14 protein-coding genes are annotated in these 14,674 nt (G+C 43.8%); 6 read left to right on the forward strand and 8 right to left on the reverse strand.

Annotation, left to right across the window (positions count from 1 at the left end; genetic code table 11):
- Window positions 1–50: 50 nt before the first annotated feature.
- The 4 genes from AAE02nite_RS22695 to AAE02nite_RS22710 are packed head-to-tail and all read right to left on the reverse strand — an operon-like array spanning window position 51 to window position 3,042.
- Complete coding sequence (locus tag AAE02nite_RS22695) at window positions 51–632, reverse strand: nitroreductase family protein (RefSeq protein ID WP_146903729.1); 582 nt, start codon at window positions 630–632, stop codon at window positions 51–53.
- Complete coding sequence (locus tag AAE02nite_RS22700; RefSeq protein WP_146903732.1) at window positions 629–1,765, reverse strand: DegT/DnrJ/EryC1/StrS family aminotransferase; 1,137 nt, start codon at window positions 1,763–1,765, stop codon at window positions 629–631. The genes AAE02nite_RS22695 and AAE02nite_RS22700 overlap by 4 nt, the downstream gene beginning before the upstream one ends.
- Window positions 1,758–2,435 (reverse strand): acetyltransferase, encoded by a 678-nt coding sequence (locus AAE02nite_RS22705; RefSeq protein WP_146903735.1) that lies wholly within the window; start codon window positions 2,433–2,435, stop codon window positions 1,758–1,760. The genes AAE02nite_RS22700 and AAE02nite_RS22705 overlap by 8 nt, the downstream gene beginning before the upstream one ends.
- The gene (locus tag AAE02nite_RS22710) at window positions 2,425–3,042 is read right to left on the reverse strand and encodes a sugar transferase (RefSeq protein WP_146903738.1); all 618 of its coding nucleotides are present in this window, start codon (window positions 3,040–3,042) and stop codon (window positions 2,425–2,427) included. Before AAE02nite_RS22710 ends, AAE02nite_RS22705 begins: the two co-directional genes overlap by 11 nt.
- A 195-nt stretch (window positions 3,043–3,237) precedes the next feature.
- Here AAE02nite_RS22710 and ispE point away from each other — a divergent pair, with 195 nt between their 5' ends.
- The gene (gene ispE / locus AAE02nite_RS22715) at window positions 3,238–4,047 is read left to right on the forward strand and encodes a 4-(cytidine 5'-diphospho)-2-C-methyl-D-erythritol kinase (protein WP_146903741.1); all 810 of its coding nucleotides are present in this window, start codon (window positions 3,238–3,240) and stop codon (window positions 4,045–4,047) included.
- On the opposite strand, the gene AAE02nite_RS22720 is transcribed toward ispE, so the two are convergent.
- The 3 genes from AAE02nite_RS22720 to tgt form a co-directional block, all read right to left on the reverse strand.
- Window positions 3,995–4,948 (reverse strand): DMT family transporter, encoded by a 954-nt coding sequence (locus tag AAE02nite_RS22720; RefSeq protein ID WP_146903744.1) that lies wholly within the window; start codon window positions 4,946–4,948, stop codon window positions 3,995–3,997. The two genes, ispE and AAE02nite_RS22720, sit on opposite strands and share 53 nt — an antisense overlap.
- A gap of 115 nt (window positions 4,949–5,063) precedes the next feature.
- Complete coding sequence (locus AAE02nite_RS22725) at window positions 5,064–6,143, reverse strand: LptF/LptG family permease (RefSeq protein ID WP_146903747.1); 1,080 nt, start codon at window positions 6,141–6,143, stop codon at window positions 5,064–5,066.
- Window positions 6,144–6,334: 191 nt separating this feature from the next.
- Complete coding sequence (tgt, locus tag AAE02nite_RS22730) at window positions 6,335–7,465, reverse strand: tRNA guanosine(34) transglycosylase Tgt (RefSeq protein WP_146903752.1); 1,131 nt, start codon at window positions 7,463–7,465, stop codon at window positions 6,335–6,337.
- A 191-nt stretch (window positions 7,466–7,656) separates the two neighbouring features.
- Here tgt and AAE02nite_RS22735 point away from each other — a divergent pair, with 191 nt between their 5' ends.
- From AAE02nite_RS22735 to AAE02nite_RS22755, 5 genes are all read left to right on the forward strand, one after another.
- Window positions 7,657–8,769: a glycosyltransferase gene (locus AAE02nite_RS22735; RefSeq protein WP_170252669.1), complete on the forward strand. Its 1,113-nt coding sequence runs from the start codon at window positions 7,657–7,659 to the stop codon at window positions 8,767–8,769.
- Window positions 8,760–9,371 carry an RNA polymerase sigma factor gene (locus AAE02nite_RS22740; RefSeq protein ID WP_146903759.1) on the forward strand — a complete coding sequence of 204 codons (612 nt, stop codon included), beginning with the start codon at window positions 8,760–8,762 and terminating at the stop codon, window positions 9,369–9,371. Before AAE02nite_RS22735 ends, AAE02nite_RS22740 begins: the two co-directional genes overlap by 10 nt.
- Before the next feature lie 350 nt (window positions 9,372–9,721).
- Window positions 9,722–10,360: a 16S rRNA (guanine(527)-N(7))-methyltransferase RsmG gene (gene rsmG, locus AAE02nite_RS22745; RefSeq protein WP_146903762.1), complete on the forward strand. Its 639-nt coding sequence runs from the start codon at window positions 9,722–9,724 to the stop codon at window positions 10,358–10,360.
- Between the two features lie 242 nt (window positions 10,361–10,602).
- Complete coding sequence (locus AAE02nite_RS22750) at window positions 10,603–10,785, forward strand: hypothetical protein (RefSeq protein ID WP_146903765.1); 183 nt, start codon at window positions 10,603–10,605, stop codon at window positions 10,783–10,785.
- Between the two features lie 159 nt (window positions 10,786–10,944).
- The gene (locus AAE02nite_RS22755) at window positions 10,945–13,431 is read left to right on the forward strand and encodes a DUF5686 and carboxypeptidase-like regulatory domain-containing protein (RefSeq protein ID WP_146903768.1); all 2,487 of its coding nucleotides are present in this window, start codon (window positions 10,945–10,947) and stop codon (window positions 13,429–13,431) included.
- A 73-nt stretch (window positions 13,432–13,504) separates the two neighbouring features.
- Here the strand turns inward: AAE02nite_RS22755 and AAE02nite_RS22760 are convergent, their stop codons facing one another.
- Window positions 13,505–14,479 carry a YheT family hydrolase gene (locus AAE02nite_RS22760; protein WP_146903772.1) on the reverse strand — a complete coding sequence of 325 codons (975 nt, stop codon included), beginning with the start codon at window positions 14,477–14,479 and terminating at the stop codon, window positions 13,505–13,507.
- Window positions 14,480–14,674: the final 195 nt, after the last annotated feature.

Consider the following 14,674-nt stretch of genomic DNA (forward strand, 5'->3'; position numbering starts at 1 on the left):
TCTTTTCTCAACAGAACTTCATTTGTCAGTAATTTACCTAGCTAAAATGTTTACTTTATATAAGTGATTTTGGCATGTATAGGGGAATTGCGGCGGCCGGTTAATACTTTATCGGAATAGCCCAGGTAAATAATTCCCAGAACAAGATCTTCTGCTTGTAGTTGCAGGAAGGTTTTCATAGCTGGGTGGTAGGCCATGCCGCCGGAACCCCAGTAAGAAGAAATACCCAGTGCGGTAGCACCCAATAATAAATTCTGAACAGCACAGGCGGCGGCCGCAATTTCTTCCAGTACCGGAATAGCCGGTAATTGTCCGCGCTGCATAATGGCAATTATTACATGCGAGGCCAAATCGCCCATGTGCAACAGTTTATCGTATTTTTCGGGCATAAACTTTTCTGCCGGTATATGCTGCTGGTATAAATTGGCGTGCTGCTGGCAAAACTCTTTTACTTTTTCGCCGGCATAAACCACAAAATGCCACGGCTCGGTTAGCCCGTGGGTGGGTGCCCAGTTAGCTAGTTGCAGCAGTTCGGTTACTTGTTCCTCCGGAATTTGCTGCCCGTTCATCAGGTGCGGTTTGGTAGTCCGGCGGGTTTGGATAATATGTTGGATGGCAGAAAAGTCGTTCATGCGGATCTAAATTGTTTTAAGATAACGGCCGTAATCTTTTCGAGTTGCTCTGGGGATAAGGCGGAGCCGGAAGGCAGGCATAAGCCCAGGTTAAATAAATTTTCGGCCACTGAGCCACCATAAAAAGGGTTACCGGCAAATAGCGGCTGCTGGTGCAGGGGCTTCCAAAGCGGGCGGGCTTCAATATTTTCTCTCTCCAGGGCTTGCCGGAGTTTTTCGGAAGTTATGGTTTGGTCAGGATCTAAAGTAATACACGACAGCCAACGATTAGAAAAACCTCCCGGCAATTCTGGTAAAAAATGGATAGTTGTTATGGGCGAAAGCGCCTGTTGGTAAAATTCGTGAATCTTTCGTCGTTGCTGCACCCGCTCTTCCAGCACACCCAACTGGCCTAAACCAATCCCTGCCGAAATATTGCTCATCCGGTAATTATATCCTACTTCGGAATGCTGGTAATGCGGGGCCGGATCTTTGGCTTGCGAACCCAGGAATAAGGCTTTCTGTGCCAGACTGGCATTATCAGTAACTAAGGCACCGCCGCCAGAAGTAGTAATAATTTTATTGCCGTTAAAAGAATAAATACCTATCGCCCCGAAAGTGCCCAAAGCTTTATCCTGGTAAGTCGAACCAAGCCCTTCGGCCGCATCTTCTATAACGGGAATGTCATAGCGGTTGGCAACATTCATTACCTCGTCTAACTTAGCCGGCATCCCATATAAATGCACCAGTAAAATAGCTTTGGGCTTTTTGCCTAATTGCAGTCGTTCCTGAATAGCTTTTTCTAAAGCTTCCGGGCACATATTCCAGGTGTCAGGTTCGCTGTCGATAAATACAGGCGTGGCGCCCTGGTATAGGATGGGATTAGCAGTAGCTACAAACGTAAAAGTAGAACAAAGCACTTCATCGCCGGTACCAACTCCTAAAACCCGCAAAGCCAAGTGAATGGCGGCCGTGCCGGAATTAAGCGCAACTGCATAGTTAGCACTAAATTTCTGACAAAGTTCTTTTTCGAAATCCTGAATATTTTGTCCGGCTGTGGTAATATAATTTTCGTCGAAAGCTTTTCGAATATAAGCTTGCTCCGCACCGCTCATGTGCGGCGGCGACAAAAATATCCGCGACGAATCAGCCATGGTGCCGTTTAATAACTTTGGCCGGTACGCCCACCGCTGTAACAGCCGCCGGTAAATCGCGGTGCACCACGGCTCCTGCTCCAATTATTGCTTTATCGCCAACTTTCAGAAACTGAATAACAGTAGCGTTGGTGCCCACATATACGCCCTTGCCCAAAGCGGAATTACCGGCAATATTTACGTGGGGCATGAGCGAACAGCAATCGCCCAGTACCACATCGTGGCCCAACGTACAGCCCAGGTTTAGCAACACATGTCGGCCTAAAACAACATTGGTGGTTAAAATACAACCCTGCGTAATAATAGAGCCCTCACCAATTTGATTAAACTGGTAAGCTTCGTTGGGTACCGCCGGGTGAATTAAGGTCGCGAACTGAATATTTTCATTCGTAATTTTCTCCGCAATTTGGGCTTTAAGGCCGGGGTTGCCAATGGCAATGGCTACATAAAGAGGTTCCTTTACTGCCTGTAAATCTTTTAGGTCTCCCAGGTACGGGTATTTATTAATGGTTTTGGGCGTATCAGAATTATCATCGTAAAAACCAATCATATTCCAGGTAGGAATATAGTGGTTTATCTGGTGGATGAGCATGAGTACTTCCCGGCCGAGGCCGCTGGCGCCGAAAATGGCAATATTTTTCAGGTAAGAGTGGGTTCCTTTATGAGGCATGAGGTAAAGTTCCGGTAAAACGTTCGGCAGTGGCACTGCCCGGAGCCTGAATATCGGTCGGCTTCCATAACTTAACAAAGGTGCGGGCTAATATTTTCAGGTCCAAAAAGAAACTTTGGTTTTCTGCGTACCAAACATCATAATTAAATTTCTGCTCCCAGGTTATGGCATTACGGCCATTTATTTGTGCCCAACCCGTAATACCCGGCTTTACCTGGTGCCTTTTGGCCTGTTCCGGCGAGTACAAAGGCAAGTATTCGGGCAGTAATGGCCGCGGACCAACCAGGCTTAAATCGCCTTTCAGTACGTTCCAGAGTTGGGGTAATTCGTCTAAGGAATAACGGCGCACCAGTTGGCCAATTTGGGTTAAACGCTCGGCATCCGGCAGCAACGTGCCATCGGGCGCACAAGCATCGCGCATGGTTTTAAATTTATAAATGGTAAAAAATTTGCCGTGCTGGCCGGGACGGACTTGTTTAAAAAATACGTTTCCTTTCTGAATAATCAGCAGCAATAAAGCAGTCAGGAGCACTGCCGGTAAGGTTACCGGCAAACTTAGGATTACAAAGCCTAAGTCTAAAGCTCTTTTAAAATATTGCTGATACATACTTGATCTTTCAGAACAATCTCAAAATTAAACTTAAGTTTTTGTTTTTCGAAATAATACGCTGGTTTTCAGTCTTCCTGTTACCTAATAGATAATTTTTGTGCCTAATTGATCTAATGATTTACAATAAAACTCGCCAAACAAAACAGGAGCGTATGGTTTTTTGTCTGCACCCGGTTCTATAACTTCGCAGCCATGATTTTATTCCCGAATGCAAAAATAAATATTGGCTTAAACGTGGTTTCTATGCGGCCCGATGGTTTCCGAAATCTGGAGTCGTGCTTTTACCCGGTGCATTGGTGCGATGCCCTGGAAATATTGCCAGCCGAAGCCATGCAGTTCTCTTTATCCGGCATTCCGGTACCCGGTGCTTCCGAAACCAATTTGTGCCTGAAGGCTTACGAATTGCTAAAAGCTGATTATGATTTGCCGCCGGTGTTTATGCACCTGCACAAAAATATTCCTATTGGTGCCGGCATGGGAGGCGGTTCGGCCGATGCGGCGTTTGCCTTAAAACTGTTAAACGATTTATTTAAACTGAATATCAGTACGGAACAGCTAGAGGATTACGCTCGCCGGCTCGGCAGCGATTGTGCATTTTTTATCCGAAACAAACCGGTATTTGCTGTTGAAAAAGGTGACGTTTTCCAGGACATTAATCTGGATTTAACGGGTTACGGCTGCACCGTGGTTTACCCCGATTTACATATTACCACCGCCGAAGCTTATAGCCAGGTAGTGCCACAAGCGCCAGCGCAACCCTTGCTCACGGCTTTGCAAGGAGATATTAGTACCTGGAAAGAAACTGTAAAAAATGATTTTGAAGCTGCTTTGTTTCCGCGTTACCCCATAATCGGTGAAATTAAAGCACAACTGTACCAGGCCGGAGCCTTGTATGCGGCCATGACTGGTTCCGGCTCGGCAGTTTTTGGTATTTTTCTGAAAGAACAGGCTATGGAACTAACGTTCCCGGCTGCGTATCGGGTGTGGCGGGGGCTCCTTTAAGCTTATACCGCCGGTTCAGGTAACGCTCAATTAAAGAATGCGAAAAAACACTGAATAAAATAATAACGGCGCCCAGGTAAAAGCCACCCGACATTTTCTCGGAATCTTTAAAAATAAAGTATGCGAACAAAATGCCGTAAACCGGCTCCAGGTTAATACTCAGGTTTACCGTAAAAGCCGATATTTTTTTCATGAGCCGGACCGAAGCGGTAAATGGGTATACGGTGCACACAATAGCCAAAATCAAGAGCCAGAGTACATCTAACCAAGTAAGCGCTAAATTTACTTGTCCGGTATCGGTAAACCAGCGGGCATAAACCGGAAAGAATAAGGCGGTTGCCAGACAAGCGCCAACCATTTCGTAGCAACTAATAATGGCCGGCCGGTAAGTTTTAACCAGACGCACGTTTACAATGGAGAAAACAGCGCTCAGCAACGCCGATACCACGGCCATCACAATACCCAGCACGTGATCAAACTCGAACCGAAAAATCAGATATAACCCTAATATTATCAACAAGGCCATAAATATTTCGTGCGCCTGTATTTTCTTTTGCGTGAAAATAGGCTCCAGAATGGCGGTCCAGAGGCTGATAGTAGACATGCCGGCCAGGCAAATGGCCACCGAAGAAACCCGCGCCGAGGCAAAAAACAAAATCCAATGGGCCGAAATAATAAAGCCAACGCCTAATATCCGGATGAGCGCTTTCCGCCCAACGTTAAAGGAAATTTTCCGGAAATAAATAATTAGGGCCAAGGCAGAGGCGGCCAGCAACGTTCGTACAAAAACCAGTTCTACGGCCGGTATCGAAATTAATTTACCCAAAATGGCCGTAAAACCCCATAGAAAAACAATGAAATGGAGTTCCAGGTAATTTTTAAAACTGACAGATTCTTTCAAAACAAGAATAATTAACTAGCCTTACCCGGAGTTTAACCGGCTAAAACAAATAAAGTTGGTACAAAAATAAACTGGTTGGTGGTGGTTGTGGCTTGAGCTATTGGGTTGAATAAATTTACCGTGGCACTGTTTTATAGAGGACGATTCCGATAAAAGTAAATATAATAGAAGGTATCCAGGATGCTACCATGGGCGGTACATCGCCCACCTGGGCCAGGCTGCGGCTCATAATTACAAAAATAATAAAGATAAAGGCCAGCACAAACCCCAAGGCAATCTGGAAACCAACGCCACCCCGCGCCTTGCGCGAACTCAGAATTACCCCGATAACCGTGAGAATAATTATGGCAAACGGGTAACTGAAGCGCTCGTATTTCTCAATCAAATATATTTCTACATCATCGGCGCCCCGCATCTGCCGTTCGGAGATGTAGCGGTTTAATTCGGGTAGGGTAAAGGTTTCGGCCAGGCGGTACGTACTCGCAAAGTCTTTGGGTAATAAATTTAAGGTGGTATCTACGGGGCTGTTATGCACGATTATTTCTTCTTTGTCGCCGTTTATTACCCGGAGCACGTAACGATCTAAGTGCCATTTCTTTTTTTCCTCGTTCCAGCTAATGGCATCAGAAGTTAATTTGCGTTTCAAGGTGCCGTCTTCAATGGTTTCCATGGTAAAGCGGTAGCCAATATTGGCCGTGTTGTTATAGCTTTCCATGTAAGCATATTGGGTCGGCGACAGCTTAAAGTGAATATTGCGCTGGTCGAAGGTGTACGGGTTTTTAATATATTTTACCTCGAAGGCCACCCGGGTTTTATTCGCGTTCGGAATTATCCAGCCGATTAAAGCAAATGTTACCCCGCCAATAATAGCCGCACCCCACACGTAAGGCACAATAAACCGTTTAAAACTCACGCCGCTGCTCAAAATAGCCACTACTTCGGTATGCGAAGCCAACTTGGCCGTAACAAAAACGGTGGCAATAAACACCGTAATGGGGCTGAGCATGTTGGCGTAAAATGGAATCAGGTTGATGTAATAATCAAACAAAATTTCTTTTATCGATACATTATGCTGAATAAAATCGTCGTTTTTTTCAGTGAAGTCGATTACGCAAATAATAGCAATCAAAATCAAAACCACGAAAACGAACGTGGTCAGGAATTTTTTAAGTATATACTTATCGAGGAGTTTCATTCGTCTAAATAACTTGTTTCGTTATTCGTTGGTCGTTAATCGTTGTTCGTAAAATATCGTACTTTAAATTTTTAAGCTAATTTTATTTGATTAGTAAATAACGTTGTAAGGTTGATAAATTACATTTAAGAAGATTTGCAAATTCATCATCATATCCGAACAACGATTAACGACCAACGAATAACGAAAATTTACAACCGCTGCATAACTTGTTTTACCATTTTGTCTTTCCAGGCCAGGTAGTCGCCGGCAATAATATGTTCGCGGGCTTGTTTTACCAGCCACAAATAAAAAGTAAGGTTATGTACGCTGGATATTTGGGAACCCAGCATTTCGCCGCTGTGCACCAAATGCCGCAAATAAGCTTTAGAATAAAAAGTGCTGGCATAACCGCCAACCGTTTCGTCTATAGGAGAGAAATCGTTTTTCCAGCGTTCGTTCCGGATATTAATAATGCCTTGCGAGGTGAAAAGCATCCCATTCCGGGCGTTGCGGGTAGGCAGTACGCAATCGAACATGTCTACGCCCAAGGCAATATTTTCGAGAATATTGGCCGGTGTTCCCACCCCCATGAGGTAGCGGGGTTTGTCGGCGGGTAAAATATCGCAAACCAGTTCCGTAAACTCGTACATCATCTCGGCCGGTTCGCCCACCGATAAACCCCCTATTGCATTTCCCTCACGGTTAAAAGAAGCAATGGTTTCGGCCGATTGGATGCGCAAATCTTTATAGGTGCTGCCCTGCACAATCGGGAATAAAGTCTGGTCGTAGCCGTACTTGCCTTCGGTGCTGTCGAAGCGGTCGCAGCAGCGTTGCAACCAGCGGTGCGTCATGTCCAGTGACTTTTTGGCATAATTGTATTCACAAGGGTAAGGCGTGCATTCGTCGAAAGCCATCATTATATCAGCCCCAATAGTACGCTGAATATCCATTACACCTTCGGGCGAGAAAAAGTGGGTAGAACCGTCGATGTGCGATTTAAACTTAACCCCTTCTTCCACAATTTTGCGGGTGCCCGAGAGTGAATAAACCTGGTAGCCGCCGCTGTCGGTTAAAATAGGTTGGTCCCAGCCGTTAAACTTGTGAAGACCACCGGCTTGCTCCAGCACCTCCAAACCGGGACGCAAATATAGGTGGTAGGTATTACCCAATATTATTTGCGCCTGTATATCATTAGTAAGTTCGCGCTGGTGCACGGCCTTAACCGTGCCGGCGGTACCAACGGGCATAAAAATGGGCGTTTGAATGGTGCCGTGCGCGGTGGTTATTTCGCCGGCGCGGGCTTTGGAATGAATATCTTTGGCGGTAAGTTCGAATGTCATGGTTGGTGCTGCCGGAATGTCTGTTTTGGCGCAAGGCTTTCTTAAAAAAACAAACCGGTTTCTGGTATAAAAATAACAGGCAAAATTACGGCTAAATATTTAATTTGCCGAACCGGCACCCGTTTATTCCTATAACCAACCTATTATCGGTAAAAATAAGCTAATATTACGCGCTTATTCCGGAATATCTTTTGGCCACTGGTGTTTTGTATTTCCTGCTTTGTGTATGTGTGCTCATTCAGTGGGGGTACGTGTTTTATTATTTTCTGCCGTTTTATTTTTATACCCCGCCGTTAGCCGATCCGGAACAGTCGCCCAAGCCCGTTTCCGTAATAATTGCTGCCCACAACGAACTTTATAATTTGCAGCGCCTGCTGCCCGCTGTACTTTCCCAGCAATATCCTGTGTTTGAAATAATTGTGGTAGATGATAGATCTACGGATGGCACAACAGATTATTTGGCAGAAACCCAAAATAAGTTCCGTAATTTCCGGTATATTAAAATTGAAAATACGGATGGAACAATAAATCAGAAAAAATATGCACTTACCCAAGGAGTAGGTTTGGCCCGGTTTGAATATTTATTGTTTACCGATGCCGATTGTATGACTTTGAGTAACAATTGGATAGGTGAAATAATGTCGGGTTTTACCAGTGGTGTGGAGATGGTGCTGGGCTACTCACCGTATAGGAAAAAACCAGGGTTTTTAAATCATTTAATCCGATTTGAAACCTTGTTATCTGCAATTCAGTATCTGTCTTTTAGTGTAAAGGGCAGGGCTTATATGGGCGTAGGCCGGAACCTCTCTTATACTAAAAAATGTTTCTATGAAAGTAATGGATTTACCTCACACATAAATATCTTAGGAGGAGACGATGATTTATTTGTACAAGACGCTGCCTTGCGGCACAAAGTAAACATAGCTATTAGTAAAGAAAGTCAGACCGAAAGTATTCCCAAACAAACGTATTCAGAATGGGTTATTCAGAAGCGGCGGCACCTGAATGTGGGCCGTTATTACAAACTGGCTGAAAAATTGCGGGTAGGGATCTTTATGTTATCTAATATTTTCTTTTATTTAACCGCTATTTTTCTTTTGTTTGTGCCGGATAATTTAATCTTCCTTGGCATACTTTTTACCCTACGGAGTATCGTTGTATACTTTGTATATGTTTTGTTAGCCCAAAAAATAAAAGAGCCTTTATCGGTTTTTCTCTTGCCCGTGCTCGATTTGGTTTACTTTTTGAACTACCTGATGCTGGGGGCCTCTGTATTAATTCTTAATAAAGTAAGATGGAAATAAACAATAAACAATTTTCTGCTAAAGCGAAACACGATTTTAAACTTATTCAGGCGGCAGTAGAGGAGGGCGACGAAAAAGCCTACGCGGAGCTGATGAACATATACAAAAAACCCGTTTACCACGTGGTGCTTAAAATGGTGCGCAACCCCGACGATGCCGAAGATTTAACCATTGAGGCTTTTGCCAAGGCCTTCCGGAACCTGCATAAGTTTAACCCGGAATATGCTTTTAGTACCTGGCTTTTCCGGATTGCCACGAACAACTGTATCGACTTTATCCGGAAAAATAAAATCAAAACCATGAGCATCGACTCGGCCATTAAAATAGATAACGGCGACGAGATAAATATTGATTTTAAAGACCTGAACCTGAACCCGCAGGAAAGCGCTATTAAGAACCAGAAAATCCAGATTATGCAGTTTATCGTTAGCAAGCTGCCCGATAAATACCAGCGCCTGGTAACGTTGCGTTATTTCGATGAATTATCGTACGAAGAAATTGCTACTGAACTGAATGCACCGCTTGGCACTGTAAAAGCCCAACTGCACCGCGCCCGCGAGTTGCTCTACGACATGGTTAAAAACAAGAAGCACTTAATTTAGACTAAAATTATTAGTGCTTAGTTGTTTGTTCTTTCTTTAGATAAAAGAAATTTTAGGAAAATATTAAAAATAAGCCCCGTTGCTGTTCAGGTACCGGGGCTTATTTTTTACCTTCGCCCGTTATTTGCGGATGTAACCTAATATTTATTCTGTTAGGTCCGGCTAAACAATTAAATGAACAAAATTCTCATTCATCTAAATTTAACTTGTTTTCAGGAAGCAAAATATTAACTACGGGTACATAAATAAAGTCTCTTAAACTTATTCCCGATTTAATAAATTGCCCAATCAGTACATTAGCACATTCCTGCATTTGCACCTTAAATAACTAGCACATTAATTAAAATAACATGACTGTTCAGGCTGCCACCCTTGTTAGGCAATATTTTCCGGATATTACCACCCGTCAGGAAAACCAGTTTAACCAGTTAGAACAACTGCTGCGCGACTGGAACCTGAAAATAAACGTTATTTCGCGGAAAGACATGGATCAGATTGGCCTCCACCATATTCTGCATTCGCTGGGTATTGCCAAAGTAGTACAGTTCCCGGCCGGTAGTGCAGTAATGGATGTGGGTACGGGCGGTGGTTTGCCTGGCTTACCCTTGGCTATTCTGTTCCCGGAAGTAAAGTTTCATCTGGTTGATTCTATTGGCAAAAAAATAACCGTTGTGCGTGAAATTGCCCAGGCACTGCATTTATACAACGTGAAAGCCACCCAGAGCCGGGCCGAACAGGTTACGGAGAAGTATGATTTTGTGGTAAGCCGCGCCGTAGCCCAACTCGGCGAATTTTATACCTGGATTCATAACAGCTTTAAACAACCTACCGATGATTTACACGGCCTTTATTACCTAAAAGGTGGAGATTTAACCGGGGAAATTGCGGAATCGGGTTTGGTTACCCAAGTACACGATTTAAAAGATTATTTTGAAGAGGAATTTTTCGAAACGAAGAAAGTAGTTTTTGTACCCGTTACCCATTTTTAAGGTAAATACACCCGCCGGTACAGCTATTTTCATTTAAATTAATACTTATTTAGGCTAAAATCAGGCGAAAAAGATATAATTTTAAAATAAGATAAAGTCAGATTAATTACGATTAATTATTTGATTACTAATAATTTACAACAGGTAATTTTAAATAAATAAAGTCTCTTTTCGGTAGAATAAATATTTTTTCGCTTTCTCCATAGTATACCTTTGAATCACCAATCTAAACTATTACAACTATGGAAAAAGAAATATTTTTTCTCTTTAACCCGGATGCTCCGGAGCCCGTTTTCCCACCTAAAGAAAAATACCGCACTACCTTACGCCAAACGCCTGCCCAAAAACGGACAGAGAAAAAAGTAAATTCTTTTAAACTGCGTGCAACCATTTGCAAGGTTTTTAGCTCTACCTGGTGGAACTAAAAACCTGACTTTTATCCAATATTGGATAAAGACGTTAGCATATGACCAGTGCAAATATTTTACTTACAGCTAAATAGAAATCGAAATACAAAATTAACAGCCTTATTAGTGCATAATTGTATTATTTACAAGATATTTGCATTTCTATTAGCCTGATATATGAAAAGCCTCCTAATATTTTTATTATCTTTTACGGTGGTTTCTGCCCTGGCACAAAACCAAATTTCCGGAAAAGTTACGGATGCCCGCACCGGCGAAGCTTTGCCATTTGTAAGTATATATATAAAAAATACAACTATTGGTACCTCTACCGATGAGAATGGAAGCTATCGTATAAAACTTTCTAATTTGCCCGATTCGCTTACTGCTTCTTTTGTGGGGTACAAAAACCAGTCGAAGTTTGTTAAAAAGGGTGTTGCCAATCAGGTAATTAACTTTGATTTAGGTTTAACCAGCGTTAGCCTGAACGAAATATTAATCCGGCCCGAGGAAAATCCGGCCATCCGGATTATGCGACAGGTAATGGCTCATAAAAAGAAGAACGATAAGCGTAAGCTAACCGCCTACCAATACGAGGCCTATACCCGTATGCAGTTTCAGGCCGATAACCTCCTCCAGAAAAAAGGTAAAATAAGCTTGCGGTCGGCGGTTACAACCCTCGTAGATACCCAATTATTTGTAACCAGCCAGGATGGTAAAAAGGTAATGCCGTTTTTTATTTCGGAGGGCTTATCGGATTATTACTACAACCGCGATCCCCGGAAAACGAAGGAATTGGTTAAAGCCACCAAAGTTTCGGGCATTGGTTTGCAGGATGGCAGTTTGGTATCGCAGGTAATTGGTAACAGTTACCAGGAATACAATTTTTACCAGAACTGGGTAAGTGTGCTGCGGAAAGATTTTATCAGCCCGATTGCGGATGGCTGGAAAGGTTCTTACGAATATGAGTTGGAGGATAGCCTTTTTGTAGGGGATAATTGGTGTTATAAAATAAAATTTAACCAGAAAAGAGCGCAGGACCTGGCCTTTAATGGATACTTGTGGATTGACGAAGAAACATTTGCCATCCGGAAAATAGATGCTGCCATTAGTAAGTCGGCAAATATAAATTTTGTGGAGGGGGTGCATTTGGTGCAGGAAGAACTGCCTACCGAGGCTGGCGCCTGGATGCCGGTAAAAACCCGCATCCACATGAAATTTGTTCCGCTGAACGAAACCCGGCCAGGAATTCTGGTAGATATTAATACTTCGGCTAAGGGAATAAAAGTAAATAACCCGCAAAAGCTGAGCTTTTTTAATGAACCCATCCAAATAGCCCCAACAGCCGCTGCTAACTCCGAAAGCTTTTGGGAAGCTAACCGGCACGATTCTTTAAGTGTAGCCGACCAGCGCTTGTATACGGTGGTAGATTCCATTAAAAATTCGCCGCGAATGGCCCGCTTTACCAAACTGGCCACGGTGCTGGCTACCGGATATTTAAGGGTAGGCAAGCTCAGTCTTGGTCCGTATCCTTATTTATATGCCCATAACGATCTGGAAGGTCACCGTTTTCAGGGTGGCTTTAAAACCAATATTTATTTTAGTAAAAAATGGGAATTTAGCGGCTACGCAGCTTATGGCACGCTCGATCAGAAATTAAAATACGGTACCAATGTGCGGTATATTATTACGCGCAAGCATTGGAGCGAAGTAGGCTTTTCGCGTCGCGAAGATGTGCAGCGGGTGGGCTTTATGTCGGAGAAACTAGCGGCCAGTCCGTTCCTGATGGGCTTTTCACGGTTCGGCGATTTGCGACGGCCTATTTTTACCAAAGAAACCAGTGCCTACCTGCAGCGGGATATTTCCCGGGGCGTAACCCAGCGCATCACGCTGTCTAACCGCGAATTTCAGCCCTTGTACGACTTTGCGTTCTATAACCAGGGAGCCGATAATCAGCCGGTACCCACCAAAAACTTTACGACCACCGAACTTAGCTTTTTAACCCGCTATGCCAACAATGAAGTAAAAGTAACGAATGATAATGACCGGATTAGCTTGGGCAACGGCAAGTGGCCGGTAGTTTCCTTTAAATACACCCTGGGCCTGAAAAATTTCCTGGGCTCTACGGTAGACTACCAGCGGGTAGACGCCGGTATAACCCAAACGTTTGTAATGGGGCGGCTGGGCAAGGCTAATTACCGCCTGGAGGCCGGCAAAGTGTTTACCCCGGTACCGTATCCGTTGCTGGAGATGCACTTGGGTAACCAAACGCCGTTTTACTACGTGCAAACTTTTAACCTGATGAATAATTTTGAGTTTGCCAGCGACACTTACGCGTCGATGCACTACGAACAATATTTTGAAGGTTTGCTGCTGAATAGCCTGCCGCTGATAAAAAAACTAAAATGGCGGTTGCTGGCTACCTCTAACGTGCTGTACGGCCACTTGAGTAAAGAAAATTTAAACTTAATCGTACCCAACGGTTCGGATAACATGGCCCCGGATTCTTTTAAATCCTTAAATAACGGCCCATATGCAGAAGTGGGTTATGGCATCGAAAATATATTCCGGGTACTACGCGTAGATGCGATACACCGTTTAACTTATCTGAATGATCCGGCCGTAAAAAAATTCGGGTTACGGGTTTCTTTCCAGTTTAAACTTTAGTTGAAGCTAATTTTCCTGAGACGAAAACCTAAAGTTTTAGTGGCCCTCAACTAGTTTGGTCTGCTGTAAATTTTTATTTGCTTATAATAGAAGTAAAAAATTCGGCGGTCCGTTTTTCAGAATAGTAAATATTTTTACGGAAATCTTCGGCAAACCCTACGTGTCCGCCATGCAGCGGCATTTCCAGAAATAAATTGGGGTTTTGTTCCGCTTCAGTTACCGGGAAACATTCCGGCGATAAAAACGGATCGTTTTGAGCATTAACCAACAAGGTAGGAATTTTAATGGATGGCAAATATTGCCGCGAACTGCAACGGTTATAATAATCCTCGGCGTTTTTAAAACCATGAATAGGCGCCGTATAGCGGTCGTCGAACTGCGGAAAAGTTTTTAGTTTATCGTAACCGTCCAGGGTAATGCCTTCGGGCAGCAGTGTAAGTTTATCTGTTATTTTTTGGCGCAGGGTTTTTAAGAACCGTTGCATATACACCCGGTTTTCCGGACGCGCCATTTGGGCGGAGGCAGTAATAATATGGCAGGGTACCGAAAAAGCCGCTGCGGCTTTAACCTGTTCCGGTACGAGTTCGGGCTGCTGGCCCAGGTAGTGCAGGGTAATATTGCCGCCCATGCTAAAGCCAACTAAATACACTTCATGGTACTTGCCGGTTTTTAAAGCATATTCTACTACCGTGTGCAAGTCATCGGTAGCGCCCATGTGGTAGGAGCGAAGGAGCTTGTTCGGTTCGCCGCTGCAACTCCGGAAATTCCAGGCCAGGGCGTCCAGGCCTATTTTATGCATTTGTTTCGCCATGCCTTTTACATACGGGCGGTCGCTGCTGCCTTCCAGGCCATGGGAGATTATAGCTAACCGGCGGTAACCTTTTTCGGCCCAGTCCAGGTCCAGAAAATCATGATCGGGCGTTTCGATGCGCTCTCGGCGGTACAATACGCTTTTTTCCTGCCGGAATAAACTGGGAACAATGGTTTCTACGTGCCGGTTGAAAAAGTAAAATGGTCCGCCCCGGTATCCGGAATGTAATACAGGCATGCTAAAATAAGTTTCGCCGCAAAGATAGTTGCTTTGGCAGCCGTTGTAAGTTTATATTTATAACAAATTATTCTGCTTACGCTAATAACAAAGTTTGTCAGAAAAAAGGTTTACGAACGAGCGGGAGCGGCTTAGGTATAAATACCGTAGAAATTTTAGCTTTATGTTTGGAAAGCTTTAGGAAAAGCTATAAAT

Source organism: Adhaeribacter aerolatus, assembly GCF_007991635.1.
GTDB lineage: Bacteria > Bacteroidota > Bacteroidia > Cytophagales > Hymenobacteraceae > Adhaeribacter > Adhaeribacter aerolatus.

What these genes read in the sequence shown, in the direction of transcription:
- AAE02nite_RS22695 (WP_146903729.1), bottom strand. Translation starts at nt 632, where the DNA reads ATGAACGACTTTTCTGCCATCCAACATATTATCCAAACCCGCCGGACT.
- AAE02nite_RS22700 (WP_146903732.1), bottom strand. Translation starts at nt 1,765, where the DNA reads ATGGCTGATTCGTCGCGGATATTTTTGTCGCCGCCGCACATGAGCGGT.
- AAE02nite_RS22705 (WP_146903735.1), bottom strand. Translation starts at nt 2,435, where the DNA reads ATGCCTCATAAAGGAACCCACTCTTACCTGAAAAATATTGCCATTTTC.
- AAE02nite_RS22710 (WP_146903738.1), bottom strand. Translation starts at nt 3,042, where the DNA reads ATGTATCAGCAATATTTTAAAAGAGCTTTAGACTTAGGCTTTGTAATC.
- ispE (WP_146903741.1), top strand. Translation starts at nt 3,238, where the DNA reads ATGATTTTATTCCCGAATGCAAAAATAAATATTGGCTTAAACGTGGTT.
- AAE02nite_RS22725 (WP_146903747.1), bottom strand. Translation starts at nt 6,143, where the DNA reads ATGAAACTCCTCGATAAGTATATACTTAAAAAATTCCTGACCACGTTC.
- tgt (WP_146903752.1), bottom strand. Translation starts at nt 7,465, where the DNA reads ATGACATTCGAACTTACCGCCAAAGATATTCATTCCAAAGCCCGCGCC.
- AAE02nite_RS22740 (WP_146903759.1), top strand. Translation starts at nt 8,760, where the DNA reads ATGGAAATAAACAATAAACAATTTTCTGCTAAAGCGAAACACGATTTT.
- rsmG (WP_146903762.1), top strand. Translation starts at nt 9,722, where the DNA reads ATGACTGTTCAGGCTGCCACCCTTGTTAGGCAATATTTTCCGGATATT.
- AAE02nite_RS22750 (WP_146903765.1), top strand. Translation starts at nt 10,603, where the DNA reads ATGGAAAAAGAAATATTTTTTCTCTTTAACCCGGATGCTCCGGAGCCC.
- AAE02nite_RS22755 (WP_146903768.1), top strand. Translation starts at nt 10,945, where the DNA reads ATGAAAAGCCTCCTAATATTTTTATTATCTTTTACGGTGGTTTCTGCC.
- AAE02nite_RS22760 (WP_146903772.1), bottom strand. Translation starts at nt 14,479, where the DNA reads ATGCCTGTATTACATTCCGGATACCGGGGCGGACCATTTTACTTTTTC.